This is a genomic window from Isoptericola sp. NPDC019693 (assembly GCF_044389085.1).
Classification (GTDB): domain Bacteria; phylum Actinomycetota; class Actinomycetes; order Actinomycetales; family Cellulomonadaceae; genus Isoptericola.
Genome location: NZ_JBIRXP010000003.1, coordinates 142,582 through 168,735 on the forward strand (window position 1 = coordinate 142,582; position 26,154 = coordinate 168,735).

Sequence of the window (26,154 nt, forward strand, 5' to 3'; positions counted from 1 at the left end):
CCGGTCCGGCCGGACGGGCGCCGGTCGGGAGGGCGCCGGGCATCGGGTACCCTGGGGGACGGACTTTTCCGCGTTGGTCGGCTGCACCTGGACACAGGGCTCGTGGGACCAACCGTGTTCCACCGACCGACAAGCATTGTGAGGACCTCATGGGCTCCGTCATCAAGAAGCGCCGCAAGCGCATGGCGAAGAAGAAGCACCGCAAGCTGCTGCGCAAGACGCGTCACCAGCGTCGCAACAAGAAGTGACGTCGCCCGCCTGACGGCGGGACGCACGGACGAACGGGCCCGGCACCTCCTCGGAGGTACCGGGCCCGTTCGCTGTTCCCCGCCGGTGCGGGCGCGGTCAGCGGCCCTGGATCCGCCGCCGGATGCTGCGGAGCACCAGCCCGGCGACCCACGCGGCACCGGCCCACGACGCCGTCTTCATCCCGCGCCCGGCCACCCGCCGTCCCCGGCCCCGGAACTCGCGGATGGGCCAGCCGACCTCCTTGGCGTGCCGGCGCAGCCGCACGTCGGGGTTGATGGGGCAGGGGTTCCCGACGGTGCGCATCATCGGCAGGTCGTTGAGCGAGTCGCCGTAGGCGTAGGAGGCGGACAGGTCGATGCCCTCGCGCTCGGCCAGCTCCCGCACGGCCGCGCCCTTGGCCTCGCCGTGCATGAGGTCGCCCATGAGGCGGCCGGTGTAGAAGCCCCCGGAGTGCTCGGCGATCGTGCCGAGGCAGCCGGTGGCGCCGAGGCGCCGGGCGATGAGGCCGCCGATCTCGACCGGCGTCGCGGTGACGAGCCACACCTGGTCGCCGGCGGCGAGGTGCTCGTCGAGCAGCCGCTTGGTGCCGGGGAAGATGCGCAGCTCGAGCACGGTGTCGTACACGTCCTCGCCCACGGCGGTGATCTCCGCCACGGAGCGGCCGGCGATGAGCGACAGGGCGCGGCTGCGCACGGTCTCGATCTGCGAGCGGGACTCGCCGAACACGAGGTACTTCGCCTGGATCAGGGCGAACCGCAGCAGGTCGCGGGTGCCGAAGAACCGCCGCTGGTACAGGGCACGCGCGAGATGGAAGGCGCTGGCACCACGGATGATCGTGTTGTCGACGTCGAAGAAGGCTGCGGCGCGCGCCGGCGGGGACGACTCGGCGGGCGACGGCATGCGGTCCACTGTATCGGCGCCGCTAGTCTTGGCAGGTGAGCATGCCGCAGGGATCCGAAGGTGAACCCCGGGTGCTGCTGTACACGCGGGCCGGCTGCCACCTGTGCGAGGAGGCTCGGGCGGTGGTCGCGGACGTGTGCGGCGCGGCGGGGGAGGCCTGGCGGGAGGTCGACATCGAGGTCGACGGCCCGGGCGGGGACCTGGTGGGCAAGTACGGGGACTACGTGCCCGTCGTCGAGGTGGACGGCGTGCAGCAGGGCTTCTGGCGGGTGGACGGCGCGCGGCTGGCGCGGCGGCTGGCCCGCTGAGCCCGGGAGAGGACGACAGGGTGATCCAGCAGTGATCGAGCTCGGTGAGGCGACGGTGCCGGCCGCGACGGTGGCGAGGCTGCCCTACTACCTGCGCGCCCTGCGCGACCTGGCGGAGGCGGGCGTGACGACGACGTCGTCGTCGGAGCTGGCGGAGCGGTCGGGCGTCGGGTCGGCGCAGCTGCGCAAGGACCTGTCCTACCTCGGGTCGTTCGGCACGCGGGGCGTGGGCTACGACGTGCAGTCGCTGGCGCAGTACATCGCGACGGCGCTGGGCCTGGAGTCCGAGCACCGGCTGGCGATCGTCGGCATCGGCAACCTGGGGCACGCGCTGGCGAACTACTCGGGGTACGCCGCCCGTGGCTTCCAGGTGGTGGCGCTGCTGGACGCGGACCCGCAGGTGGTCGGGAACTCGGCGGCGGGGCTGACGATCGAGCACGTCGACGCGCTGGAGGACGTGCTCGCGCGCACCGGCGTGTCGATGGTGGTGCTGGCGACGCCCGGGCCGGTGGCGCAGGCCATCGCCGAGCGGATCGTGGCGTGCGGCGTCCGGGAGATCCTGTCCTTCGCGCCGGTGGCGCTGCAGCTGCCCGACGACGTCGTCGTGCGCTCGGTGGACGTGGCCGGCGAGCTGCAGATCCTGGCCTTCCACGCCGCGGCGCGCGCGGCCACGAACGGCGCCCCCGCGAGGTAGTTCGAAAAAAGCCGAGGTAGTTCGAAGGGGCGGCCCGCAGATGTGCGGACCGCCCCTTCGAACTACCTCGGCGAGGGTCAGTTCTGCTTGATCGCCGAGACGTCGAGGGCGATCTTGACCTTGTCGCCCACCAGGACGCCGCCGGTCTCGAGCGCGGCGTTCCAGGTCAGGCCGTAGTCCTTGCGCGAGATCTCGATCTCGGACTCGAAGCCGGCGCGCGGGTTGCCGAACGGGTCGGTGGCGGTGCCGGTGAACTCCGTCGGCAGCTCGACCGTGTTGGTGACGCCGTTGATCGTGAGGTCGCCGACGATCGTGTAGTCGTCGCCGTCCGTGGAGATGGCCTTGGAGGCGAAGGACCAGACCGGCTTCTCCTCGGCGTGCCAGAAGTCGGCGCTCTTCAGGTGGCCGTCACGGTTCTCGTCACCGGTGTTGACCGACGCGGCGTCGAGCTCCGCGGTGACGGCGGTCGACTCGAGGTCGTCGCCCACGGTGATCGCGCCGTTCGAGATCGTGATCGTGCCGCGCACCTTGGCGATCCCGGCGTGACGCACGGAGAACGAGGCGGTCGAGTGGGCGGTGTCGATGGCGTAGGTACCGGCGGTCAGGCCTGCGGGCAGCGCGGTCATGGTGTCTCCCTCGGGTTGGGTCGTGCTGACTGTCACCAAGATAGTTGATGAATCAACTATCGTCACGGGGGGTGGAACGCGGGGCTCTCGTAACCTATTCCCGTGGGTGCGACGAGGGCGCGGGAGCGCGACGACGACGGCCGCGCGGACGTGCGCTGGCTCGACGAGGAGCAGCAGTGGGCGTGGCGACGTTTCCTCGAGGGGACGTCCCGCTTCTTCGAGGCGCTGGGGGACGCCCATGACGAGGGGCTGCCGGTCACGCTCGGGGAGTACCACCTGCTGGTACAGCTCTCCGAGGCGCCCGGCCGGACGCTGCGGATGTCGGCGCTCGCGGAGTTCCTCGCGCTGTCGCGCAGCCGGCTGACGCACACCGTCGACCGGATGGAGCGGCGCGGGCTCGTGATCCGCACCCCGGTGCCGGGGGACCGGCGGGGGGTGAACTGCGTCATGACCGACGCCGGGTACGCGGCGCTCGTGGACGCCGCCCCGGGCCACGTCACCGCCGTGCGGCGTCTGCTGGTGGACGCCCTCACCGACGAGGAGTTCGCCGTCCTGGGCCGCGCGATGGCCAAGGTGTCTCAGGTGGCCAAGGGCACGGGCGGACGGTAGCCCCACCGTCCGTCTCGGGGCGTGAGAAACCGGTTGCCGGTCTCCTTCAACGTTGGAGAAGATGCGGCAGAGGCGGAAAGGGATTTCGCGCGGCGTCCGTCGTGCCCGGGCACCGGGCGCGGCCGACCGCCCCCGGATCGCACCACCCGGGGCTCGCTCCACCGAGCTCGAGAGGGGTCGACGATGACCCGAGGTACGAGGAGACGCCGGCTGCGGGGGGTGGTCGCGGCGCTGGCCGCCGCGACGATCGCCGCCGTCACGGCGCTGGTCGGGACGGCGGTGCCCGCGGCAGCGGCCTCCGTCGACACGAACGCCTGGTACGTGCTGCTCAACCGGCAGAGCGGCAAGGCGATGGAGGTGGCCAACTGGTCGGTCGCCGACGGCGAGGTCGTGCAGCAGTGGGACCGCAACGACGGGGCGTGGCAGCAGTGGCGCTTCCTCGACTCCGGCGACGGCTACTACCGGCTGCAGAACAAGAACTCCGGCAAGGTGCTCGACCTGTGGGAGTGGAGCCTGTCCGACGGCGCCGGCTTCCGGCAGTTCGCCGACCTGGACGCCGCGAACCAGCAGTTCCGCCTGGTCAACTCCGAGGGCGGTCGCGTCCGCCTGCTCAACCGGCACTCCGGCAAGGCCGTGACCGTCACCGACCGCTCCACCGCGAACGGTGCGACCGTCACCCAGCTCGCCAACGCCAACCAGTACAACCAGCAGTGGGAGCTGGTGAAGGTCGGGTCCGGGACGACGCCGCCGGGCTCGTTCCCCGCCTGGCCGTCGGCGAACGGCGAGCAGAAGGTGTCGGACACGATCGAGGTCAGCGGCACGCGCGACGGCGGGATGACGCGGTACCACGGCATCTCCTCGGGCGACCAGGACGAGGACCAGCCGCCGATGTTCGAGCTGGCGCCCGGCGCCGTGCTCAAGAACGTCATCCTCGGCTCCGGCGCCGGCGACGGGATCCACTGCACGGGCACCTGCACGCTCCAGAACGTGTGGTGGGAGGACGTCGGCGAGGACGCGGCGACGCTCAAGGGCTCGTCGTCGTCGCAGGTCATGACCGTGGACGGCGGCGGCGCGCGGTCGGCGTCCGACAAGGTGTTCCAGCACAACGGCCCCGGGAGGTTCGTCATCAAGAACTTCCAGGTGTCCGACTTCGGCAAGCTCTACCGCTCGTGCGGCAACTGCTCGACGCAGCACGCGCGGACCGTCGTGGTCGAGAACGTGCAGATCACCGCGCCCGGGAAGTCGCTGGTCGGGATCAACTCGAACCTCGGGGACCGGGCGACGCTCTCGGGCGTGACGATCATCGGTGACTCCTCGCGCAAGATCGTCGTCTGCGAGGAGTACCGGGGCGTGACCTCCGGCGAGCCCGACAAGGTGGACGACGGCCCGTCCGCCGCCTGCGGGTACTCGACGTCGGACGTCACCTACCGCTAGCCGCACCGGCGGCGGCGCACGGCGTGACGGCCCTCGCGGAGCGGGTCGCGTGAGGGTCGTCACGTCATGCTGGACGGGACCTGGGTACCCCGGAGTTCTGGGACACTGGGACCCATGGCCACCACCACCGTCCATCTCGTACGGCACGGCGAGGTCCACAACCCGGACGGCGTCCTCTACGGGCGCATCCCCGGCTACCGCCTGTCCGACCGCGGCCAGGCGATGGCCGGCCGCGTGGCGCAGCACCTGTCCGGTACGGGCCGCGACGTCGTCGCCGTCGTCGCCTCCCCGCTGCAGCGTGCGCAGGAGACCGCCGCGCCGACGGCCGAGGCCTTCGGCCTGACCCTCGCCACGGACCACCGGCTCGTCGAGGCGGGCAACCGCTTCGAGGGCACGACGATCGGGAAGAACCCGGGGCAGCTCGTCCACCCCAAGTACTGGCGCCACCTGTGGAACCCGCTCCGCCCGTCGTGGGGCGAGCCGTACGCGGACCAGGTGACCCGGATGCGTGCCGCCGTCGACGACGCGCGCCGCGCCTACGCGGGGCACGAGGTCGTGCTGGTCAGCCACCAGCTGCCGGTCTGGGTGACCCGCCGGTCGTACGAGGGCGGCTCGCTGGCGCACGACCCCCGGCGCCGCCAGTGCGCGCTCGCGTCGCTGACGTCGCTGCGGTTCGACGGCGAGACGTTCGTCGGCCTGCACTACACCGAGCCCGCCGCCGACCTGCTCGCCGGCGCCGACCCCGTGCCGGGGGCGTGATGGGCACCGTGCGTCCGCTCCGTCGCGCCTCCGCGGCCGTCGGCGCCGTCCTCAGCCTCGGCCTGCTCGCCGCGTGCGGCGCGCAGGACTCGGGCGCGGGCGACGTCGTCGGGCAGGGCTTCGTGTCCGGCGACGGCTCCGTGAAGCAGTGGGACGCCGGCGACCGCGAGGACCCGGTGACCGTCGAGGGCACGTCCTTCGACGGCGACGAGGTGAGCACCGCCGACTGGCTGGGCGACGTCGTCGTGGTCAACACCTGGTACGCCGGGTGCGCCCCGTGCCGCGCCGAGGCCCCCGACCTCGTGGCGCTGGCCAACGAGCGCGAGGCCGACGGCGTGCGGCTGCTCGGCATCAACACCGAGGACGAGGCCGGCGCCGCCACCTCCTTCGAGCGCACCTTCGACGTGCCGTACCCGTCGATCGAGGACCGCAGCGGCCAGGTCGTGGCCAGGCTCTCCGGCGTCGTGCCGCTGCAGGCCGTCCCGTCCACCGTGGTGCTCGACGCCGAGGGTCGCGTCGCGGCCCGCGTCATCGGGCAGGCGGAGGCGTCCACGCTCGACGCGATCGTCGACGAGGTGCTCGCCGAGGCGGCGGGCGGGTCGGGCGACGACGCCGCGAAGGGCGCGTGATGGGTGACTTCTTCGCCACCACGGCGTGGAGCGGCTCGATGCTGCTGGCGCTGCCCGTGGCGCTGATCGCCGGCCTGGTGTCCTTCGCGTCGCCGTGCGTGCTGCCGCTGGTGCCGGGCTACGTCGGCTACGTCAGCGGCATGGCCGCGGCGTCGGCAGGGACGGGCTCGAAGGGCCGGCCGGGGATGCCGCAGGACCCGGGCCGCCGCCGCGTCGTGGCGGGCGTGGGGCTCTTCGTCCTCGGCTTCACCGCGGTGTTCGTGGGGCTGATGGCCGCCGCGGGCGCCCTGGGGTCCTACCTGGTGCGGTGGGAGGACACGCTCATGCGCGTCCTCGGGGTGGTCGTGATCCTCATGGGCCTCGCGTTCCTGGGTGCTGTCCCGTTCCTGCAGCGCGAGCGCCGCATGCACCTGAGCCCCCGTGCGGGCCTGTGGGGGGCGCCGCTGCTCGGCGTCGTGTTCGGGCTCGGCTGGACGCCCTGCATCGGCCCCACCCTCGCGGCCGTGCAGGCGCTGTCCCTCGACGAGGCGTCCGCCGTCCGCGGCGTCGTGCTCGGGGTCGCGTACTGCGTCGGGCTCGGCGTGCCGTTCCTCCTGGTCGCGCTCGGGCTGCAGTCGTCGCAGCGCATGCTCGGCTTCCTGCGCCGCCACCGCCTGGGCATCCAGCGCGCGGGCGGCGCCCTGCTGGTGCTGGTCGGCCTGGCGCTGGTCACGGGGCTGTGGGCCCAGTGGACCAGCCAGCTCCAGGGCTGGATCGGCGGATTCGTGACGGTGGTCTGATGAGCGAGAAGGCGACCTACCGGCCCGAGGGCATCAACGACGCGTTCGTCGAGGGCCGCGCCGGCGACACCCCCGCGTCCGTGCCGGGCGGGCCGGGCGGCCCGGAGAAGCCCGCCGGCCCGAACCTCCCCACGCTGGGCTGGCGCGGCATGCTGCGCTGGACGTGGCGACAGCTCACCAGCATGCGCGTGGCGCTCATGCTGCTCATGCTGCTCGCCGTCGCGGCCGTGCCGGGCTCGGTGCTGCCGCAGCGCGGCCAGGACGCCGCCGCGGTGCTCGAGTACCTGGGCGACCACCCCACGCTGGGGGAGTGGCTGGACCGGTTCGGCTTCTTCGAGGTCTACAGCTCGGTCTGGTTCTCGGCCATCTACATCTTGCTGTTCGTGTCGCTCGTGGGCTGCATCGTGCCGCGCACGCTCGCGCACGCCCGCAACCTGCGGAACCGGCCGCCGAAGACGCCGGTGCGGTTCGGCCGCTTCCCGGCCACGGCCGAGGCCAGCACGACGGCGTCGCCCGACGAGGTCGTCGAGGCGGTGACCGACCACCTGCGCGGCCCGCTGCGCCGCCTGCCCACGTTCCGGGTCGACGTCGGCGCGGAGGAGCCGCGCCTCGGCCGGCCCGCCACCCGCACCGTGGCCGCGGAGCGCGGCTACCTGCGCGAGACGGGGAACCTCGTGTTCCACCTGGCGCTGCTGGGCCTGCTCGTGTCCGTCGCCCTCGGTCAGCTGCTGCACTACCGCGGCCAGGCGATCGTCACCGAGGGCCGCGGCTTCGCCAACGCCGTCGTCGACTACGACACCTTCGAGAAGGGTGCGTGGTTCCAGCCGGAGTCGCTGTCGCCGTTCTCCATGACGCTCGACTCGTTCGACTCCGAGTTCGCCTCCGACACCGTGGCGTTCGCGCAGGCGCGCGACTTCACCGCCCACGTGACCGTCAGCGAGGCCGACGGCGGGCAGCACACCGACCAGATCAAGGTCAACTCCCCGCTGACGGTCGACGGCGCCAAGATCTACCTGCAGGGCAACGGCTTCGCGCCGGAGATCACGGTCAAGGACGGCGCCGGCGAGATGGCGTTCTCCGGCCGCGTCCCGTTCCTGCCCGAGGACACCATGTACACCTCGCGCGGCGTCGTGAAGGTGCCGGACGTCTCCGACGGGCAGGAGCAGATCGGCCTCGTCGGGTACTTCCTGCCCACCGCCGTCGTCGACGAGGACGGCTCGGCCCGCTCCGTCTTCCCCCAGCCGCAGAACCCGCTCATGGTGCTCGAGGTGTTCCGCGGCGACCTCGGCCTGGACGACGGCGTGCCGCAGAACGTGTACCGGCTCGACACCGCCTCCCTCACGCCCTCGGAGGACGAGGACGGCGAGACGATCAAGCTGCTCGTGCGGCCCGGGGAGACCGTCGAGCTGCCCGACGGCCTGGGCACCGTCACCCTCGGGGAGGACGTGCCGCGCTACGTCGCGCTGGACCTGCGCTACGACCCGTCGCTCACCTGGGTGCTCACGTTCTCGCTGCTCGCGCTCGCCGGGCTCGCGGTCTCGCTGTTCACCCCGCGCCGCCGCGTGTGGGTGCGATCATGGGAGACCACGGACGACGACGGCCGGCCGGTCACGCACGTCGAGCTCGCCGGGCTCGCGCGCGGGGACGACGCCGGACTGCAGCGCGAGGTCGACAAGGCCCTGGCAGCGGTGCCGGGGCTTCTCGACGGCACGAGTGACGACACGACCGACGACGACCCGGTGGCCGTCGACCACCAGAGAACTGCCACGGAGGACTGACCATGCAGATCGCCGAGCTGAGCGTGCTGCTCGTGTGGGGCGCCGCCACGGCGCTCACGATCGCGCTCGTCGCGTTCGCGATCGACCTGGGCCGCCGCACGGGCGCCCGGGCCGAGGCGCACGCCGAGACGCGCGCGTCCGTCGCGGTGGGCGCGGCGTCCTCGACCGCGGCCCCCGTGACCGGGGGCGGCTCCGGGGCGTCCGGCTCGGCGGCCGCGCCCGCCCGCGGCCGTGCCGCCGGCATCGCGATGTCCACCACCTGGCTGGGCACCGCGCTGCTCCTCGTGGCGATCGTGCTGCGCGGCATCGCGGCGGGCCGCACGCCGTGGGCCAACATGTACGAGTTCACGCTGGTGGGGTCGTTCATGGCCCTCGCCGTCTTCCTCGGCATGAACGTGCGCAAGGACTTCCGGTTCCTCGGCGCGTTCGTCACCGGCCTGTCGGTGCTGTTCCTCGTGCTCGGGGTGAACGTCTTCTACGTGGCCGCGACGGGCGTGCAGCCGGCGCTGCAGAACTACTGGCTCGTCATCCACGTGGGCGTCGCGATCAGCGCCACGGGCATCTTCACCGTCGCGTTCGTCGCCTCGGTGCTGCAGCTCCTGCGCGACAGCCGCGACTCCGGCTCGCCCTACCTGCTGCGCCCGGGTTTCCGCTGGCTCGACCGCGTCCCCACCCCGACGTCGCTGGAGGGCCTGTCCTTCCGCCTCAACGCCGTCGGCTTCGTGCTGTGGACCTTCACCATCATCGGCGGCGCCATCTGGGCCGAGCACGCCTGGGGCCGCTACTGGGGCTGGGACCCCAAGGAGGTCTGGAGCTTCGTGATCTGGGTGGTCTACGCGGCGTACCTGCACGCCCGCACCACCCGAGGCTGGGACGGCCGTCGCGCCGCCTGGTTCGTCGTCGTCGGCTACCTGTGCGTGCTGTTCAACTTCACCGGTGTGAACCTGATCTTCAACGGCAAGCACTCGTACTCGGGGCTCGACACCGACCCGACCGGCGGCGCCTGACCCGTCGGGGCACGCTGAGCGCGACAGAGGGGACCATCCGGTCGTGGATGGTCCCCTCTGTCATGCTCACCACATCTCTCGTGGCGTCGGTCTCTCGGCCTAGGGGGTGTCGCTGCCGCCGCCCTCACGCTCGCGACGGCGCTTCTCCTGCTCGAGCCGCCACAGGAACTCCGGGTCGTCGTCGGGGGCCACGGGGCCGGACGGGCGTCGGGGGCCCGACGGGCCGGGACGCCGGCGCCGGGACGACGGCCCCCGGCCGCCGCCGGACGCGCGGCGTGCAGACTGCTTGACGACGATCCACGCGACGGCGCCGAAGATCGGCAGCAGGACGATGATCACCGCCCACAGCCAACGAGGGAGGCCGCCGCGTTCGTCCTCCTCGGAACCGAAGAGGTCCAGGAGGGCGTAGAGGGCGAGCCCCACCACGAGAAGGGGCAGGATCACACGCGCGAACATGGCCCCAGCCTAGTTCGGCGTCGGGATGCTCAGGAATCGCGCCTACCCTGGGAAGGTGCCCCTCGTCATGTACACCGTCTGGCGGATCCTGCTGTTCGTCGCCGCGCTCGGCGCCGGCTACCTGCTCGGCCTGCGCAGCTGGCTCCTCGTCCTGGTGGCCGCCGTCGTGGCGTTCGCCGTCTCGTACCTCGCGCTGAGCAAGCCGCGGGACGCCGCGGCGCGCTGGCTCGCGGAGAAGGACCAGCGGCGCAAGGACGGCGCCGACCGGCACGACGTCGACTCCGACTTCGAGGACTCCGTCGTGGACCGGGAGCACCCCGGCGCGGGTTGAGCCGTCGCTCAGAGGGCGAGGCCGAGGGCCAGCAGCACGCCGTAGGCCAGCTCGAACATCCCGGTGCCGGCCAGCACCTTCACGAGCAGCGGGCCACGCGCCCCGGCGATCACCGGGGCCACGAGCAGCGCGGCGGGCAGCAGCAGCACGGCCACCAGCAGCGCCCACGGCGACCAGGCCGCGCACACCATGCCCAGCACCACGGGCAGCAGGATGCAGGCGGCGTACCAGCGGCGGGCGCGGTGGTCGCCCAGGCGGACGGCGAGGGTCCGCTTGCCCGCGATGACGTCGGTCGGGATGTCGCGCACGTTGTTCACCATGAGCAGGCCGCAGGCGATCAGGCCGACGCCGGTCGCGCCGAGCACCGACGGCCACGTGAGGGTGTCCGCCTGGGTGTAGGTGGTGCCGAGCGTCGCGACGAGCCCGAAGAACACGAACACGCCCACCTCGCCGAGACCCGCGTAGCCGTACGGGTGCTTGCCGCCGGTGTAGTACCAGGCGGCGAGCACGCACAGCACGCCCACCGCGAGCAGCCACCAGTGCCCGCTCACCGCGCACAGCGCGAGGCCGAGCACCCCGGCGACCCCGAACGACGCGAACGCGGCCCCCTTGACCCGCCCCGGCGCCGCGGCGGCGGAGGCGGTCAGGCGCAGCGGCCCCACCCGGTCCACGTCGGTGCCGCGCACGCCGTCGGAGTAGTCGTTGGCGTAGTTGACGCCCACCTGCAGGGCGAGCGCGACGCCGAGGGCCAGGACCGCGGGCAGCCAGGCGAACGCGCCGACGTCCGCCGCGGCTCCCGACCCGATCAGCACCGGCGCGGCCGCGGCCGGCAGCGTGCGGGGGCGTGCTCCGGCGATCCACTCGCTCGTCGTGGCCATGGTTCTCCGTCCCTCGTGCGGCGCCGGGGCGTCGCGTGCGCGAGCAGGTCAGGCGTGCGCCTCGTGCTCGCGGACGAGGGCGACGACGCCGCTGCGGTCCACCTTGCCGGGGCCGCGCAGCGGGAGCGCGGCCGTGCGGTACACGCGGCGGGGCGCGGACGGCGCACCCAGCCTAGTCGTCGCCGCGGACCGCACCGCCGCCAGCGCGGCGTCGTCCACGGGCACGAGGTCGCCCCCGCCCCCGGCAACGTGCGTGCTGAATTGTTCCTCAATCCCAGAGTTTGAGGAACAATTCAGCACGCTCGATGCGGTCGGGCGCGCGACGACGGCGACGAGCGCCTGCCCCCACTCGTCGTCGGGGACGCCCACGACGCACGCCTCGCCGTCGAGCAGCTCGCCGACCAGTGCCTCGACGGGTGCCGGGGCGACGTTCACCCCGCCCGTGACGACGACGTCGTCCGCCCGCCCGAGCACCTCCAGAGTGCCGTCCGGTGCCAGGCGACCCAGGTCGGAGGTGCGGAACCAGCGGGAGCCGTCGGCGTCCGTGCGGAACGCCGCGGCCGTGGCGGCGTCGTCGCCCAGGTACCCGGCCGCGAGCGTGGGCCCACCGAGCTCGACGACCCCCACCACCCCGGACCTATCCGGCGGCGGTCCTGACAGGTCGGGGCGCACCCGGACGCGGACGTCGCGCAGCGGCGCGCCGTCGTACACGCAGCCCCCCGCGGTCTCGGACATGCCGTACGTCGTCACGACGCGCACCCCGGCCGCGCCGGCGCGCTCGAGCAGCGGGGGCGGGGACGCCGCACCGCCGAGCAGGACCGCGGCGCAGCGGGCCAGCGCCGTCAGGCCGCGCGGGGCGCCGTCGTGGGCGGCCGCGAGCAGGCGGTGCACCTGGGTGGGCACCAGGGACGCGTACACCGGCTCGTCCCCGGCGGCGTCGAGGGCGGGCTCGAGGAGGTCGGCGAAGCCGTCGGGTGTGAACCGCGCGTCCGGGTGGGCGGCCGTCAGGGGCGTGCCGGCGAGCACCGACCGCACCACCACCTGCAGGCCGGCGACGTGCGTGGGCGGCAGGGTGAGCACCCACCGCCCGGGGCCGCCGAGCCGTGCGTGCGTCGCGGTCGCGGACGCGCGCAGGGCGGCGGCGGGCAGCGCGACCTCGCGCGGCGTCCCCGTCGAGCCGGACGTGCGCACCACCAGCGCGGTCCCCGCCGGCACGGCGGCCGTCGTCGTGCGGGGGAGCGGGACGACGGCGGGTCCGCCGTCGAGCGCGGCGTGCACGGCGTCACGCAGCGCGCCGGCGGACGGGGGGAGCGGCGGGTGAGGCACCGCACCAGGGTAGATCGGCGCCGACCCGGGCCAAGTCGAGCCGGGCCGGGCTGGGCCGGCCGGGGTGGGGCCTGCCGTAGGGTGACACGGTCCCGGCCCGGGAGACCCTGCGGCCGCACGCACGTCGAGGAGGACGTCGAGGATGCCCAGGATGCCCAGGAAGCCCGGAGCCCGGACCCGCGGCGCCCGCACCGGCGTGGTCGGCGCGCTCGTCGCGCTCGCCCTGCTGGCCACGGCCGGCTGCGGCGTCGGCGAGCCCGCCGCGCCGCCCACGGTGACCGCCGCCCCGGACGTCACCGTGCCCAAGGCGGCGCCGCCCGACCCCGTGAAGCCGAAGCCCAGGCCGAAACCCGTGGTCTGGCCGCTCACCGGCCGGCCCACCGGGACGGCGAAGGTGCCGGCCCGCCCGGCCGTCGCGGTGAAGATCGAGAACTCCGAGCAGGCCCGGCCGCAGTCCGGGCTGCAGCAGGCGGACATCGTCTGGGAGCAGGTGGTCGAGGGCGGCATCTCCCGGTACGTGGCCGTGTACCACTCGAGGCTGCCCGGCACCGTCGGGCCCGTGCGGTCGGTACGCCCCATGGACCCCGCCATCGTCGCGCCGATGCACGGCATCCTGGCGTACTCCGGCGGGCAGCCGCCGTTCATCCGGGCCGTCGGGAAGGCCGGGGTGCAGTCCGTGACGATGGACGGCGGTGACCCCGGCTTCCGGCGCAGCGGCGACCGGGCCGCGCCGCACAACGTGTACGGGTCGGTGAAGGCGTTCGCGAAGCAGGCGAGCAAGAGCCGCGCCACGCCGCCGCCCGCGCAGTTCTCCTACGCCGCGAAGGTCGGGCAGGGCTCGGCCGCGAAGAACGACCGCAAGGGGCACGTCGCCGAAGTCCGGCTCTCCCCGGCGCAGCGCACCGTGTGGCGGTGGAAGGACAGGACGAAGACGTACGCCCGCTACGACGGCTCACGGCCGTCGACCTCCTCCGGCAACCAGCTGCGTGCCCGGAACGTGCTGATCCTCTCGGTGAAGATGAAGAACACGAGGTACCGCGACCCGAGCGGCGCGCCGGTCCCGGAGACGCAGATGGTGGGCAGCGGGAAGGGCGTGCTGCTCACCCGCGGCAAGGCGCTCGACGTGAGCTGGTCCAAGAAGAAGACCGGCAAGAAGCTCGTGCTCACGACCCGTGGCGGCGACCGGGTCACCCTCGACCCGGGCAACCTGTGGGTCGAGCTCGTGCCACGCGGGAGCGGGTCGTGGCGGGTGCGTTGACGCCGGATCGGGGGTCTTGCGGCCTACGGTGAGCACGTGTGACCGCGCGCACAGCCCCGCGTCCCCGGGAGGACCCGCATGACCGCCACGCCCCGCCCGACCCGCGCCCGGCGCGCCGCGACGCTGGCCGTCGCCGCCGCCCTGGCGCTCGCGGCCTGCTCGTCCGGGGGGTCGCAGACGCCGGCCGTCACGCCGGGGAGCACCGCCGACAAGGGCGCCCCGCCGTCGCCCACGATGCCGTCGGCCTGGCCGCTGACGGGGGTGCGGTCGGACGACGTGGCCGCCCGGCCGGCGCTCGCCGTGAAGATCGAGAACGCGCCCGAGGCGCGCCCGCAGACCGGTCTCGAGGACGCGGACCTGGTCTGGGAGGAGGTCGTCGAGGGAGGGATCACGCGGTTCGTCGCGGTCTACCACTCGAAGCTCCCGGAGGCGGTGGAGCCCGTGCGCTCGGTGCGTCCCATGGACCCCGACGTCGTCGCGCCGATGCACGGCATCCTGGCGTACTCCGGCGGCCAGCCGCCCTTCATCGAGGCCGTGGACAGGTCCGGCACCCAGTCGGTGATCCTGGACCGCGGCGACGCGGGCTTCACCCGCGACCCCGAGCGTGCGGCGCCGCACAACGTCGTCGGGGACCCGCAGGCGTTCCTCGACCAGGCCGACGCCGACCGCGCGGTGCCGCCGTCCGCCCAGTTCCGCAACTCCGGTGCCGCGGGCGAGGGCACGGCAGCGGTGGACGGGACGAAGACGGCCACGCTCGACGTCACCCTCAGCCCTGCGCAGCGCAGCGTCTGGGACTGGTCCGGCAAGCAGAAGAAGTGGCTGCGCAGCGAGGGGTCGCGCGAGTCCGTCTCGTCGTCGGGGAAGCGGCACGCCGCCACGAACGTGCTCGCGCTGTCCGTCGACGTCGTGGACACGAAGTACAAGGACCCGGCAGGGGCCCCGGTCCCGAAGGCCGAGCTGATCGGCAAGGGCAAGGGGGTGCTGGCGTCCGCGGGCAGGACGGTGCCCGTGCAGTGGTCGAAGAAGGACCAGGCGTCCCCGGTCGAGCTGACCCGCGACGGCGAGCCCGTCGAGCTCGACCCCGGCAGCACGTGGATCGAGCTCGTCCCGAAGGACGGCGGGAGCTGGAAGGCCTCCTGAGGGCGACGCCCGCGTTCACGATGCCGCCCGGCCGAGGCTCGCCGTCTCAGCCAAGGCCGTGCGGGACGCCGTCGTAGGCCGCCACCACGTGCCCGTCGACCGACTGCAACCGCTCGAGGTATCCCTGTCCCTCCCGCTGCCACACCGTGCTGCCGTCGCGCAGGTCGAGGGTGACCAGGCGGTGGCGCGCGCCGTCGCCGCCGATCCCGACCAGGAGCCGCGTGCCGTCCGTGACGGCGCCGGCGACCCAGTCGCCCGAGCCGTAGCCAGACGGGCGCAGCAGGTCCTCGCGCACCCAGACCTCCGTGCCGGTCGCGGCGTCGAGCGCGACCAAGGCGTCGCCGTCCTGCACGACGACCACGCCAGAGACGCGGGCAAGCACGCCGCCGGGCTCGGGGACGGGGGCGCTCCACGCCTCGTCGCCGTCCGCACCGACGGCGGCGAGCCGGAACTGCCCTCCGGCCGTCCCCGCCCCGGCGAGCACCAGGTAAGGGCCGTCGGGGTCGTCGTCCACCGTCGGGGGGATGAGGAAGCCGGGCAGCGTGGTGACGACGTCTCCGTCGCGGCCGAGCACCGTGCTCTCCTCGCCCACGACGACGGTGCCCCCGCCGGGCAGGGGCCGCGCCCAGGCGCCGCCGGACCCGGTGTCGACGACGACGCCGTCGGAGGTGACGAGCACCGCGGCGCCGCACACGGAGAGGGTGACGAGCGACGACGTCGCGCTGACCGAGGGCGAGAGAATCAGCTCGGGGTCGGAGCCCTGGTCCTGCGTCATCCCGCACTGCGCGAGGTCCTGCGGCCGCAGCTGCAGGGACGCCTCGCCGCGCAGCTCGCCGGTGAGCGCGTCCTCGACGCGGAGCGTCGGGTCCTCCCACCCGTCGGCGCGGAGCCGGCCGAGGGTGTCCGCGTCGGGCAGGTCGTCCGACGGCCATGGTGCGGAGGTGTCCGTGATCCCCTCGACGACGGCGAGCGCGCCCCCGCCGGCAGGCACCACCACGGGGGCTTCGCCCGGCGTGGCGCCCGTGCCGTCGTCGTACGGGTCGGCCCGTGCGGGGCCGATCGATCGTTCCCCGACGACGGTGCCGGTGGCGTCGAGCACCGTGACCGTGCGGTCGTCTCCGTCGCCGCTGAGGCAGACCACGACGTCGGCCGGCGGGCCGAGGTCGATCGGGTAGCCCTCCTGCGGGCCGCACGTCGGGTACGTCCCGATCTCGCGGTGCCACACCTCCTCACCGGTGCCGGCGTCGAGCGCCGACACGGACGTAGCGTCGGTCGTGAGCAGAGTCCCGCCGGAGAGCGCCACCAGGGCGCCGCTGGCATTCGCGAGGTCCCACGTCTCGGCCAGCGGCTCGGAGAGGTTGCCGACGGCACCAGGCAGTCCCTGCACCGCCTCGGCGCGCAACCGCTCGGCCCGGGCGTCGAGCAGACCGGGGGCGACGACGGCGGTGGCTGCGGCCACCACGACGACGGCGGTGCCGGCGGCCACGGCGGCGCGTCCGCGGCGGGACAGGGTGCGCCAGCGGGCGCGACCGCGCTCGCGCAAGCGGGAGAGGAGCCGCGGGCCCGGCTCGGCGTCGTCCGCGGCGGACCCCGACATGTCCTCCGGCTCGTCGTCCGGGACGAGCTCGAAGGTGGTCATCGGCTCGGGGCGACGGAACCTCGGCGGCATGGCCGGAGGCTACCCGTCCCGGCGCGTCGGGGACGCCGACGCTCTCGTCGCGGTCGGGTGAGAGTCCTCGGTCCGGGGTCGAGGTGGCCCCCGCCGGCTCAGAAGGCGTACGGGAAGCGCGACCAGTCGGGGTCGCGCTTCTCGAGGAACGCGTCGCGGCCCTCCACGGCCTCGTCGGTGAGGTAGGCGAGGCGCGTCGCCTCCCCGGCGAAGACCTGCTGGCCCATGAGTCCGTCGTCGGCGAGGTTGAACGCGAACTTCAGCATCCGCACGGCCTGCGGGGACTTGCCCGCGATGGTGCGCGCGTACTCGATCGCCAGGCCCTCGAGGTCGTCGTGGTCGGCCACCTCGTTGACGCCGCCCCAGCGCTCGGCGTCGTCGGCGGAGTACTCGCGGGCGAGGAAGAAGATCTCCCGCGCACGCTTCTGCCCCACCTGCCGGGCGAGGTAGGCGGAGCCGTAGCCGCCGTCGAACGAGCCGACGTCCGCGTCGGTCTGCTTGAACCGCCCGTGCTGGCGGCAGGCGATCGACAGGTCCGCCACGACGTGCAGGGAGTGCCCGCCGCCCGCCGCCCAGCCGTCGACGACGGCGATGACGACCTTCGGCATGGTGCGGATGAGGCGCTGCACCTCGAGGATGTGCAGGCGCCCGGCGCGGGCCGGGTCGACCGCGTCGGCGGTCTCGCCCAGGACCTCGCCGCCGCCGGCAGGGTCCTCGACGGCGGTCGTGTACTGGTAGCCGGAGCGGCCACGGATGCGCTGGTCGCCGCCGGAGCAGAACGCCCAGCCGCCGTCCTTCGGTGACGGGCCGTTGCCGGTGAGCAGCACCGTGCCGACGTCGGAGGTCATGCGGGCGTGGTCGAGCACCCGGTACAGCTCGTCGACGGTGTGCGGGCGGAAAGCGTTGCGCACCTCGGGGCGGTCGAACGCGACGCGGACCACCGGCAGGTCGCGCACGACGGCGCCGTCGGCGTCGCGCTCCACGCCGCGGTGGTAGGTGAGGTCGGTGAGGCCCTCGAACCCGGCGACCTCGCGCCAGCGCGCGGGGTCGAAGGTGTGGGAGACGGTGCGGGGGAGGGGTGCGCTGCTCACGCCGTCACCCTAGTTCGTCCACGGCGGCGCCCGGCGCGCGACGACGACAGGCCCAGCGCGAGACCCGACGCCACGACGAGCGCTCCCGCGACGCCGTGCGCCGTCGGCGCCTCGACGCCGAGGGCGAGCGACGTCGCGAGGGCGGCCACCGGCATCAGACCGGCGAAGAGCCCGGCGCGGGCGGCGCCGACCCGCGCGAGCCCGGAGTACCAGAGCAGGAACGCGACCGCGGTGAGCACCACGGACAGGTAGGCCAGCGCGGCGAGCTCGGTGCCGTCGGGGACGGCGAGCAGGGGCCCGGGGGCGAGCAGGCCCAGCACCAGGAGCTGCGGGACCGCCGCGACGCAGGCGTACGTCGACACGCGGAGCGCGCCCAGGGCCGGCAGCAGCGGGACGGCGAGCAGCGAGAACGCGGCCTCGCACGCCAGCGCCCCGACGGCGAGCGCCAGCCCGAGCGGGTCGGCCGACCCGAGGCCCTCGACCAGCGCCACTCCGGCCGTCACGACAACGGCCGCGGCGAGCGTCCTGGGTGCCAGTCGGCGCTCGCGGACGGCCTGCGTCGCGGCGAGGACGACGGGAGTGGCGCCCACCACGGCGCCCACCAGCGAGGGCTCGGCGTGCCGGGTGGCGAGGACGACGAACGCGCTGAACCCGGTGAGGCCGGTGGCGGCCAGCGCCGCGAGACGGGCCGCCTGGCGCGGCGTGGGGAGCACGAACGCCACCCGCCGCCACCGCATCACCGCGAGCAGACAGAGGGCGGCGACGGCGTACCGGACGGCCTGCCCGCCGGCGAGGGGGTAGTCGGTGAGCGCCGCGGAGGCGGTGAACGACGCGCCGACGAGCGCCATCGCCGCCGCGCAACGGACGTACGCGGCCCGGAGGCCGTCGGCGCCGGACGGTGCGGTGGTCGCCGGCCCGGCGTCGACAGCGGGTGTCGAGGAGGTCATGCCGACGACGCTACGGAGACGCTGGACCGGTGGGCAGGGCCAGTTCGTTGCTGGTTCACTGGGCCAGACGGCGGAAGGCTCGCGCGCGGACGAGGCAGGACGGGGGCGGGAACACATGATCCGGCTGCAACCGGAGGACCTGCTGCTCGTCCTCGGCGCGCGCCCGCCGTCCGACGTCGGCGCCTGGCTGCGCGACGGGCTGCGCGACGCCGTCGCGTCGGGTCGGCTGGAGGCGGGCGCCGCGCTGCCGTCGTCACGGTCGGCGGCGGCGGGGCTGGGCGTCGCGCGGGGCACGGTGGCCGCGGCGGTGGACGAGCTCGTGGGGGAGGGCGTGCTGGAGAGCCGTCCGCGTTCGAGCGTCGTCGTCGCGGACCTCGCCCGGCACCCGGTCGGCGCGTCGTCCCGAGGAGGCCCCGCCGACGCGCCGCCCCGTCCGGCCAGCGTCGGCGCGCCGGACCCGGCCCTCTTCCCGAGGGCGGCCTGGGCGCGCGCCGTGCGCGACGCGGTGCGCGCGCTGCCCGACGCCGAGCTGGGCTACCCGGACCCGCAGGGGCTGCTCGGGCTGCGCGAAGCGCTCGCCGCGCACCTGCGGACGGCGCGCGCGGCCCCGGTCGAGGCCGAGGACGTGGTGATCGTGAGCGGGGTCGCGCAGGGGCTGGCGCTGCTCGGGGAGGTGCTCGCGGGCGGGAGCAGCGGGCGGCGCGTGGTCGTCGAGGACCCGGCGTCCCCCGGGGTCATCGAGCAGCTCCGGGACGCGGGGCTGGACGTCGTCCCCGTGCCCGTCGACGGCCGGGGGCTCCGGACCGACGCGCTGCCCGACGCCGCCGCGGCCGTCGTGACGCCCGCCCACCAGTTCCCCCTCGGCGTCGTCCTCGCGCCCGACCGGCGCCGGGAGCTGGTGGCATGGGCGCGCGACGGAGACCGCCTCGTGCTGGAGGACGACTACGACGCCGAGCTGCGCTACGACCGGCAGCCGGTGGGCGCGCTACGAGGCCTGGACCCGGAGCACGTCGCCCTGCTCGGCTCGGTGTCCAAGCTGCTGTCGCCGGCGCTGCGGCTGGGGTGGGTCGTGGCGCCGCCCGGGGTGCGGGAGGCGCTCGTGGACGCCAAGCGTCGGGCCGACCTCGGCTGCTCGGTGCCCGAGCAGGCCGCGTTCGCCCGGATGATCGAGAGCGGTGCGTACGCGCGGCACCTGCGCCGGGCCCGCCTCACGTATCGGCGTCGGCGCGGCCTCCTGCTGGACGCGCTGGCGCGGGAGGTGCCGCACCTCCCGGTGGAGGGGGTGGCCGCGGGCCTCCATCTCGTCGTGCGCCTGCCGGACGGCGACGCCGAGGCGCGGGCGGTCGCGGCCCTGCGGGGCGCCGGGGTCCCGGCCGATCCGCTGTCCGGCGCGTCGGCGCGGGCGGGCGCGTGGGGCGTCATCCTGGGCGCCGCGCGGGTGCAGGGTGCGGCCGTGCCGCGCGTCGTCGAGATCCTGGGCGCGGTCGTCACCCGGGGCGAGGTGTCGTTCGCTTCACCTCGCGAGTGAAGTGTGCTTCGCTCGCGTCATGGAGATCCGACGGGTGCGCACAGCCGTCGTGGCCCCCGTCGTCCTGGCCGACCTCGGGGTGCGCGTGCGTCGCGGGCGGCGCCTGCAGGTGAGCGACGGTGCGTAGCCGGGTCCGGGAGCTGCCTTCGGCCGCAGGCTTGACGCAGGCGGACCCGGCCGTCGACGTCCGACCCGACGAAGGAGTGGTCTGATGGTGGTGCCCGTGGTGACGGCGATGGCGGTCGCGGTGATGGTGTGGCTCATCACGCGCGCTGCCGCGCGGGGGCACCTCACCGCCAACGGTGCGATCGGCATCCGGACGCCCGCCACCCAGCGCTCCGAGGAGGCGTGGGTCGTCGGTCATCGGGCGGCACTGCCCGTCGTGGCGTGGGGAGGGGCGGTCGTCGTCGTCGCGTCGGTCGTGGTCCTCGTGGGCGCGTTCCTCACGGCGCAGCACACGGAGGTGGCGGGACTCGTGCTGCTCGTCGTCGACATCGCCCTCACGGTGGTCGCCGGCGTCGTCGCCCACCGTGCTGCCGCGCGGGTGCCCGCACGGCACGGCACCGACTGACCGCCGAGCGGCCTCTACTCGGTGTCGCGGTCGGCCTCGCCGGGGGGTTCCGCGCGGGCCGTCACGTCGCCAGGAAGGTCGACCTCGTCGGGCACCTCGACGCCGTCGGGCGTGATCGGCTGGTCCGAGGGCTCGACCGAGAGCGCGAACTCGTCCCCGTGCTCGGTGACCCCGGTGATGACCGCCTGCTTGACGGCCTCCCGGGCGTACTTCTGCCGGACGATCATCGGGTCCTGGCTGAGGTCTCGGGTCAGCGACACCATCAGCAGCACCATCACGACCACGAACGGCAGGGCGACCAGGATGGTGAGGTTCTGGAGACCGGTGAGCGCATCGTTCCCGCCCACGAGCAGCATCACCGCGGCGACCGCACCTGTCGCGACACCCCAGAAGATGACGTTGGGGCGACTCGGTTCGGCGCTCCCACGCTGCGACAGCGTGCCCATGACGATGGAGGCGGCGTCCGCCCCGGAGACGAAGAAGATCGCGACCAGGATCATCACGACCACGCTGGTGAGCGACGCCCACGGGAACTCGCCGAGCATCCCGAACAGCTGCGCCTCGGTCTCGCCGGCGCCGGCGATGTCGGTGCCGCCCTGCTGGAGGAAGAGGCTCGCGCCGCCGAAGACGCAGAACCACACGATGGTGACCAGGCTCGGCACCAGGAGGACGCCGCCGACGAACTGGCGGATCGTGCGGCCGCGGGAGATCCGGGCGATGAACATGCCGACGAAGGGCGTCCACGAGATCCACCAGGCCCAGTAGAAGACGGTCCACTGCGCCAGCCAGTCGCTGGTGGAGACGCCACCGGGGGTGGAGGCGCTGTCGGCGCCGGTCCGGGCGGCCATCAGCGCCAGGTCCTGGAAGTACGTGCCGATCGAGTTCGGGATGAGGTTCAGGATGAACACCGTCGGCCCGACCACGAAGACGAACACCGCCAGGGCCAGGGCCAGGACCATGTTGATGTTCGAGAGCCACTGGATGCCGCGGGCGACGCCCGAGACCGCCGAGAGCACGAAGCAGACCGTGAGCACCGCGATGATGCCGACCAGGACGGCGTTGCCGACGTCGCCGGCCCACCCCACGACCTCCAGACCGCTCTTGATCTGCAGCGCACCCAGCCCGAGCGAGGCGGCCGACCCGAAGAGCGTCGCGAAGATCGCGAGCATGTCGATGACCTTCCCGGCCGGGCCGTGCGCGTGCCTGCCCAGCAGCGGCTCGAACACCGAGGAGATCAGCTGCCTGCGGCCCTTGCGGTAGGCGCTGTACGCGATCGCCAGCCCGACCACGGCGTAGATCGCCCAGGGGTGCAGGGTCCAGTGGAACATCGTCGTGGACATCGCGTGCTGGACGGCCTCGGGGTCGCCGGCGTCGACCGTGCCCGGCGGCGGGTCCACGTAGTGCGCGAGCGGCTCGGCGACGCCCCAGAAGATCAGCCCGATGCCCATCCCGGCGGAGAACATCATCGCCACCCAGGACACCGTGCGGAACTCGGGGGCCTCGCCGTCGGCGCCGAGCGGGATGGTGCCGTACCGGCTGACCGCGAGCCAGAGGCTGTACACGACGAACAGGCTGGCGGTCAGGACGAAGAGCCAGCCCGTGTTCGTGGTCACCCAGCCCAGGGCCGAGCTGGAGGCGCTCGCCAGGCCGTCGGTGTCGACGAAGCCCCAGACGAGGAACGCGATCGCGACGGCAGAGGTGACCCCGAAGACGACCCAGTCCATCGGACGGCGCCGCTGCTCGTCGGCCCCGATCGGGTAGTCCAGGGCGGGGTGCGGCACCACCTCGGCGGTGGGCGACCTGAGCGCGCGGCCGACCTTGTCCGCCGCCTCCTGGGCGTGCCGTCGTGCGCCACGCTGTTCGACCTTGCTCGAGTGCTCGTTCACTGCGAAGCCCCGATCGTGACGGTGACGCGACGGTGTGTTCAGATGTCCCGGACGGGATGGCTCTCGACCGTCGCGCACCTCGCCCCGTCGTGCAACCTCTACGAGTCACCCCGCGGGCCGTGGACGACCTCGAGCAACCGCGGCACGCCCGGTGCCCCTCCCGGCCGAGCGGCCGGGGCGGGCGCACCCTGGAGGCATGAACGCGCGGGAACCGGACGACGCCGTGGTGGACCCGGAGGACGTCGCGCACGAGATCTTCGTGTACGACGCCGAGACGGTCCGCCGCGACGCGCAGCGCATCGGTGGCCGTCCCGCTCCGAGCCCGTTGTCGTACGTGCCGGAGCTGACGGACTTCACCGACTGACCGACCAGGGGGCCTCCCGGGCGGACGTCCCCGGGCCCCGGCGCGCCCGCGCCGCACGACCGGCCAGTAACCTGATCGGGTGCAGCTGCTGCGTGAAGTCGTGTACCGCACCCCGCTGACCACCAGGTTCCGCGGCCTCGACGTGCGCGACGGCCTGCTGCTGCGGGGCGACGCCGGCTGGGGCGAGCTGTCCCCGTTCTGGGACTACGACGACGCGGAGTCCGTCACGTGGTTGCGCGCCGCGCGCGAGGCTGCCGACGTCGGCTTCCCCGCCCCGGTGCGCGACCGTGTGCCGGTCAACGTCACGGTGCCCGCCGCCGGCCCGGAGCGGGCGCGGGAGATCGTGCTCGCCTCGGGCGGCTGCCGCACCGCCAAGGTGAAGGTCGCGCAGCGCGGTCCGTCCGCCGACGGACGCCCGGGCGCCCTGGAACCCCTTGAGGACGAGGAGGCCCGGGTCGCGGCCGTGCGCGCCGCGCTCGACGAGGTGCACGGCCCCGGTGTCGGGGCGGTCCGGGTCGACGCGAACGGCGGCTGGTACGTCGACGAGGCGCTCGCACGCATCCCGGTGCTCGACGCCGCCGCGGGCGGGCTGGAGTACGTCGAGCAGCCCTGCGCCAGCGTCCCGGAGCTCGCCGCCGTCCGGCGCGGGCTGCGCTCGCCCGTCCCGGTCGCCGCGGACGAGTCGATCCGGCGTGCGGCCGACCCGCTGCGGGTGGTGCGCGAGGACGCCGCGGACGTCGTCGTGCTCAAGGTGCAGCCGCTCGGCGGCGTGCGCGCCTGTCTCGACCTCGCCGAGCAGGTCGGCCTGCCGGTCGTGGTCTCCTCCGCGCTGGAGTCGTCCGTCGGGCTCGCCGCCGGGGTCGCGCTCGCCGCTGCCCTGCCGGAGCTGCCCTACGCCTGCGGCCTCGCGACGTCGCAGCTCCTCGTGCACGACGTCGTCGCCGAACCCCTGCTGCCCGTCGACGGCGCGCTGCCCGTGCGCCGACCGGCCCCCGACGCCGCGGCCCTCGCGGCGACCGAGCCCGACCCGGCGACCCGGGAGCGGTGGCTCGCGCGCCACGCCCGCCTGTCCGCCCTGCTCGAGGACGCCGCGTGAACGCCCCGCTGCCGCCGTCGGTCGTGGCCGCGCGCGCGGTCGTGGCCGACCTCGCGCTCCAGGGGGTGCGCGACGTCGTGCTGGCGCCCGGCTCGCGGTCCGCGCCGCTCGCCTACGCGCTGGCCGAGGCCGACGACGCCGGGCTGCTCACGCTGCACGTGCGCGTCGACGAGCGGTCCGCCGGCTTCCTGGCCCTCGGGCTGTCCCGGGGGGCGGAGCCCGTGCTGCGGGGTGCCGGGGACGAGCAGGCCGCGCTGCCGCGGCCCGTCGCCGTCGTCACGACGTCCGGCACCGCCGTCGCCAACCTGCACCCTGCGGTCCTCGAGGCCCACCACACCGGCGTGCCCCTCGTGGTGCTCGCCGCCGACCGGCCGCACGAGCTGCGCGGCACGGGCGCGTCGCAGACCACCGACCAGGTCGGGATCTTCGGCGCCGCCGTGCGGTACGCCGTCGACGTCCCCGCCCCCGACGGGCGCGACGGCGAGGTGCGCGACCTGCTCGGCACGCTCGGCCGGGCGCTCGCCGCGGCCCAGGGGCTGCGCGACGGGCACGCTGGCCCCGTGCACGTCAACCTCGCGTTCCGCGACCCGCTGCACCCGCCGGAGCCGCTCGTCCCCCTCCCGGCGGAGGAGACCTGGCCGCCCGGCTTCCGCCGCGCGACCGTCGTCCCGCCCGCCCCCGCGCCCGGCGCCGACCCGGCGCTGCACGGTGATCCCGCGCGCACCCTGGTCGTCGCGGGCGACGGCGCGGGGCCCGTCGCGCGCGACGTCGCCGAGGCGCAGGGCTGGCCTCTGCTCGCGGAGCCGTCGTCGGGCGCCTGCGGCGGGCCGAACGCGGTGGCGGCGTACCGGTCCGTGCTCGGGGTCGAGGAGCTGACCCGCGACGTGGAGCAGGTCGTCGTCTTCGGGCGCCCCACCCTGTCGCGCCCGGTGCAGCGGTTGCTGGGGCGGACGGACGTCGTGGTCACCGTCGTCGCGCCCGGCGGCGGACCGTGGCCCGACGCCGCGCGGAACGCCGAGCTCGTCGTCCCTGCGCTGGCGGAGCGGTGGTCGGCGCCCGCGGCGCCCGTCGACGCTCGCGAGGGGGGCGCCGAGAGCGCGTTCCTCGCGCGGTGGCGGGCCGCAGGGCGCGCGGCGGCGGCCGTCGTCGAGGCGGCGACGTCGGACGGGTCCGTCGCGGCGGGGCTGCCGACGGCGCCCTTCGCGGGGCTCGCCGTCGCGCGGGCCGTCGCGTCCGTGCTCGGGCCGAACGACGTGCTCGTCGTCGGGTCCTCGAACCCGGTGCGCGACCTGGACCTGGTCCTCGGGCTCGACCACCCGCAGGCCGGCGACCTGCCCGTCGTGCTCGCCAACCGCGGTCTCGCCGGCATCGACGGCACGGTGTCGACCGCCACCGGTGTCGCGCACGCCGCCGCCCGCCAGGGCCTGCGCACCCGGGCGCTGGTCGGCGACCTCACCTTCCTGCACGACGTCGGCGGGCTGCTGCGCGGGCCGCACGAGCCGCCCGTCGACCTGGAGGTCGTCGTCGTGAACGACGACGGCGGCTCCATCTTCGCCACCCTCGAGCACGGCGGCCTCGCCGCGTCGTCCGCCGCCGGGGCGGCCACGTTCGAGCGGGTGTTCGGCACGCCGCACGGCGCCACCCTCGCGAACCTGTGCGCGGGCTACGGCGTGGACCACCAGCTCGTGCTCGACGTCGGCTCGCTGCGGCACGCCCTGCAGGCGCCGACGCGCGGCGTGCAGGTCATCGAGGTGCGGGTGCCCCGGGTGGACCGGCTCGCCGAGACGCGAGATCTCGCCGCGCGCGTCGCCGCCGCCGTCCGGGAGACCCTCTGACCTGGG

Annotated in this window: 27 protein-coding genes; 18 read left to right on the forward strand and 9 right to left on the reverse strand. The window is 74.6% G+C overall.

Annotated features, from left to right (window positions below; all coding sequences use genetic code 11):
- The first annotated feature begins 149 nt into the window (after positions 1-149).
- Positions 150-248 carry a 30S ribosomal protein bS22 gene (locus ACH436_RS09750; protein ID WP_003792170.1) on the forward strand — a complete coding sequence of 33 codons (99 nt, stop codon included), beginning with the start codon at positions 150-152 and terminating at the stop codon, positions 246-248.
- A gap of 97 nt (positions 249-345) precedes the next feature.
- On the opposite strand, the gene ACH436_RS09755 is transcribed toward ACH436_RS09750, so the two are convergent.
- Complete coding sequence (locus tag ACH436_RS09755) at positions 346-1,149, reverse strand: HAD family hydrolase (RefSeq protein ID WP_430560006.1); 804 nt, start codon at positions 1,147-1,149, stop codon at positions 346-348.
- A 41-nt stretch (positions 1,150-1,190) separates the two neighbouring features.
- On the opposite strand from ACH436_RS09755, the gene ACH436_RS09760 reads away from it, so the two are divergent.
- Positions 1,191-1,457, forward strand: a complete 267-nt coding sequence (locus ACH436_RS09760) for a glutaredoxin family protein (RefSeq protein ID WP_430560522.1) — start codon at positions 1,191-1,193, stop codon at positions 1,455-1,457.
- 31 nt (positions 1,458-1,488) lie between these two features.
- On the forward strand, positions 1,489-2,151 hold the full coding sequence (locus tag ACH436_RS09765) for a redox-sensing transcriptional repressor Rex (protein ID WP_430560007.1): 663 nt from the start codon (positions 1,489-1,491) through the stop codon (positions 2,149-2,151).
- 77 nt (positions 2,152-2,228) lie between these two features.
- On the opposite strand, the gene ACH436_RS09770 is transcribed toward ACH436_RS09765, so the two are convergent.
- Positions 2,229-2,777, reverse strand: coding sequence for a YceI family protein (locus ACH436_RS09770; RefSeq protein WP_430560008.1), 549 nt, complete (start codon positions 2,775-2,777; stop codon positions 2,229-2,231).
- Between the two features lie 102 nt (positions 2,778-2,879).
- Between ACH436_RS09770 and ACH436_RS09775 the strand changes: the two genes are divergently transcribed.
- The 7 genes from ACH436_RS09775 (at position 2,880) to ccsB (ending at position 9,772) form a co-directional block, all read left to right on the forward strand.
- Positions 2,880-3,386 carry a MarR family winged helix-turn-helix transcriptional regulator gene (locus ACH436_RS09775; protein ID WP_430560009.1) on the forward strand — a complete coding sequence of 169 codons (507 nt, stop codon included), beginning with the start codon at positions 2,880-2,882 and terminating at the stop codon, positions 3,384-3,386.
- 183 nt (positions 3,387-3,569) lie between these two features.
- On the forward strand, positions 3,570-4,820 hold the full coding sequence (locus ACH436_RS09780) for a pectate lyase (protein WP_430560010.1): 1,251 nt from the start codon (positions 3,570-3,572) through the stop codon (positions 4,818-4,820).
- A 114-nt stretch (positions 4,821-4,934) separates the two neighbouring features.
- Positions 4,935-5,579, forward strand: a complete 645-nt coding sequence (locus tag ACH436_RS09785) for a histidine phosphatase family protein (protein WP_430560011.1) — start codon at positions 4,935-4,937, stop codon at positions 5,577-5,579.
- Positions 5,579-6,208, forward strand: a complete 630-nt coding sequence (locus ACH436_RS09790) for a TlpA family protein disulfide reductase (RefSeq protein ID WP_430560012.1) — start codon at positions 5,579-5,581, stop codon at positions 6,206-6,208. The genes ACH436_RS09785 and ACH436_RS09790 overlap by 1 nt, the downstream gene beginning before the upstream one ends.
- Positions 6,208-6,987, forward strand: coding sequence for a cytochrome c biogenesis CcdA family protein (locus ACH436_RS09795; RefSeq protein WP_430560013.1), 780 nt, complete (start codon positions 6,208-6,210; stop codon positions 6,985-6,987). Before ACH436_RS09790 ends, ACH436_RS09795 begins: the two co-directional genes overlap by 1 nt.
- Entirely contained in the window at positions 6,987-8,765 is a 1,779-nt protein-coding gene (locus tag ACH436_RS09800; protein ID WP_430560014.1) for a cytochrome c biogenesis protein ResB, read from the forward strand. The genes ACH436_RS09795 and ACH436_RS09800 overlap by 1 nt, the downstream gene beginning before the upstream one ends.
- 2 nt (positions 8,766-8,767) lie before the next feature.
- Positions 8,768-9,772, forward strand: a complete 1,005-nt coding sequence (gene ccsB / locus ACH436_RS09805; protein ID WP_430560015.1) for a c-type cytochrome biogenesis protein CcsB — start codon at positions 8,768-8,770, stop codon at positions 9,770-9,772.
- A 99-nt stretch (positions 9,773-9,871) separates the two neighbouring features.
- On the opposite strand, the gene ACH436_RS09810 is transcribed toward ccsB, so the two are convergent.
- Positions 9,872-10,228: a PLDc N-terminal domain-containing protein gene (locus ACH436_RS09810; protein ID WP_430560016.1), complete on the reverse strand. Its 357-nt coding sequence runs from the start codon at positions 10,226-10,228 to the stop codon at positions 9,872-9,874.
- A gap of 55 nt (positions 10,229-10,283) precedes the next feature.
- On the opposite strand from ACH436_RS09810, the gene ACH436_RS09815 reads away from it, so the two are divergent.
- Positions 10,284-10,559 carry a DUF4229 domain-containing protein gene (locus ACH436_RS09815; RefSeq protein ID WP_430560017.1) on the forward strand — a complete coding sequence of 92 codons (276 nt, stop codon included), beginning with the start codon at positions 10,284-10,286 and terminating at the stop codon, positions 10,557-10,559.
- 8 nt (positions 10,560-10,567) lie between these two features.
- Here the strand turns inward: ACH436_RS09815 and ACH436_RS09820 are convergent, their stop codons facing one another.
- Together ACH436_RS09820 and ACH436_RS09825 are read right to left on the reverse strand one after the other, a co-directional pair.
- Positions 10,568-11,437 carry a 1,4-dihydroxy-2-naphthoate polyprenyltransferase gene (locus tag ACH436_RS09820; RefSeq protein WP_430560018.1) on the reverse strand — a complete coding sequence of 290 codons (870 nt, stop codon included), beginning with the start codon at positions 11,435-11,437 and terminating at the stop codon, positions 10,568-10,570.
- Positions 11,438-11,485: 48 nt separating this feature from the next.
- Positions 11,486-12,763: an AMP-binding protein gene (locus tag ACH436_RS09825; RefSeq protein ID WP_430560019.1), complete on the reverse strand. Its 1,278-nt coding sequence runs from the start codon at positions 12,761-12,763 to the stop codon at positions 11,486-11,488.
- A 151-nt stretch (positions 12,764-12,914) separates the two neighbouring features.
- On the opposite strand from ACH436_RS09825, the gene ACH436_RS09830 reads away from it, so the two are divergent.
- Both ACH436_RS09830 and ACH436_RS09835 read left to right on the forward strand, forming a co-directional pair.
- The gene (locus tag ACH436_RS09830) at positions 12,915-14,021 is read left to right on the forward strand and encodes a DUF3048 domain-containing protein (RefSeq protein WP_430560020.1); all 1,107 of its coding nucleotides are present in this window, start codon (positions 12,915-12,917) and stop codon (positions 14,019-14,021) included.
- Between the two features lie 78 nt (positions 14,022-14,099).
- A complete protein-coding gene (locus tag ACH436_RS09835; protein WP_430560021.1) occupies positions 14,100-15,161 on the forward strand; it encodes a DUF3048 domain-containing protein in 1,062 nt (353 codons plus the stop codon).
- A 46-nt stretch (positions 15,162-15,207) separates the two neighbouring features.
- Here the strand turns inward: ACH436_RS09835 and ACH436_RS09840 are convergent, their stop codons facing one another.
- The 3 genes from ACH436_RS09840 to ACH436_RS09850 all read right to left on the reverse strand — a co-directional run bounded on the left by ACH436_RS09840 (position 15,208) and on the right by ACH436_RS09850 (position 18,868).
- Positions 15,208-16,830: a PQQ-binding-like beta-propeller repeat protein gene (locus tag ACH436_RS09840; RefSeq protein ID WP_430560022.1), complete on the reverse strand. Its 1,623-nt coding sequence runs from the start codon at positions 16,828-16,830 to the stop codon at positions 15,208-15,210.
- A 98-nt stretch (positions 16,831-16,928) separates the two neighbouring features.
- Entirely contained in the window at positions 16,929-17,921 is a 993-nt protein-coding gene (locus tag ACH436_RS09845; protein WP_430560023.1) for a 1,4-dihydroxy-2-naphthoyl-CoA synthase, read from the reverse strand.
- Positions 17,918-18,868 carry a DMT family transporter gene (locus ACH436_RS09850; protein ID WP_430560024.1) on the reverse strand — a complete coding sequence of 317 codons (951 nt, stop codon included), beginning with the start codon at positions 18,866-18,868 and terminating at the stop codon, positions 17,918-17,920. Before ACH436_RS09850 ends, ACH436_RS09845 begins: the two co-directional genes overlap by 4 nt.
- 115 nt (positions 18,869-18,983) lie before the next feature.
- On the opposite strand from ACH436_RS09850, the gene ACH436_RS09855 reads away from it, so the two are divergent.
- Together ACH436_RS09855 and ACH436_RS09860 are read left to right on the forward strand one after the other, a co-directional pair.
- Positions 18,984-20,396 (forward strand): PLP-dependent aminotransferase family protein, encoded by a 1,413-nt coding sequence (locus ACH436_RS09855; RefSeq protein ID WP_430560025.1) that lies wholly within the window; start codon positions 18,984-18,986, stop codon positions 20,394-20,396.
- Positions 20,397-20,607: 211 nt separating this feature from the next.
- Positions 20,608-20,967, forward strand: a complete 360-nt coding sequence (locus tag ACH436_RS09860) for an SdpI family protein (protein WP_430560026.1) — start codon at positions 20,608-20,610, stop codon at positions 20,965-20,967.
- Positions 20,968-20,981: 14 nt separating this feature from the next.
- On the opposite strand, the gene ACH436_RS09865 is transcribed toward ACH436_RS09860, so the two are convergent.
- Positions 20,982-22,691 (reverse strand): BCCT family transporter, encoded by a 1,710-nt coding sequence (locus tag ACH436_RS09865; protein ID WP_430560523.1) that lies wholly within the window; start codon positions 22,689-22,691, stop codon positions 20,982-20,984.
- Between the two features lie 358 nt (positions 22,692-23,049).
- Here ACH436_RS09865 and ACH436_RS09870 point away from each other — a divergent pair, with 358 nt between their 5' ends.
- The 3 genes from ACH436_RS09870 (at position 23,050) to menD (ending at position 26,148) form a co-directional block, all read left to right on the forward strand.
- A complete protein-coding gene (locus ACH436_RS09870) occupies positions 23,050-23,217 on the forward strand; it encodes a hypothetical protein (protein WP_430560027.1) in 168 nt (55 codons plus the stop codon).
- Positions 23,218-23,296: 79 nt separating this feature from the next.
- Positions 23,297-24,313 carry an o-succinylbenzoate synthase gene (locus tag ACH436_RS09875; protein WP_430560028.1) on the forward strand — a complete coding sequence of 339 codons (1,017 nt, stop codon included), beginning with the start codon at positions 23,297-23,299 and terminating at the stop codon, positions 24,311-24,313.
- Entirely contained in the window at positions 24,310-26,148 is a 1,839-nt protein-coding gene (menD, locus tag ACH436_RS09880) for a 2-succinyl-5-enolpyruvyl-6-hydroxy-3-cyclohexene-1-carboxylic-acid synthase (RefSeq protein ID WP_430560029.1), read from the forward strand. Before ACH436_RS09875 ends, menD begins: the two co-directional genes overlap by 4 nt.
- The last annotated feature ends 6 nt before the right edge of the window (positions 26,149-26,154 follow it).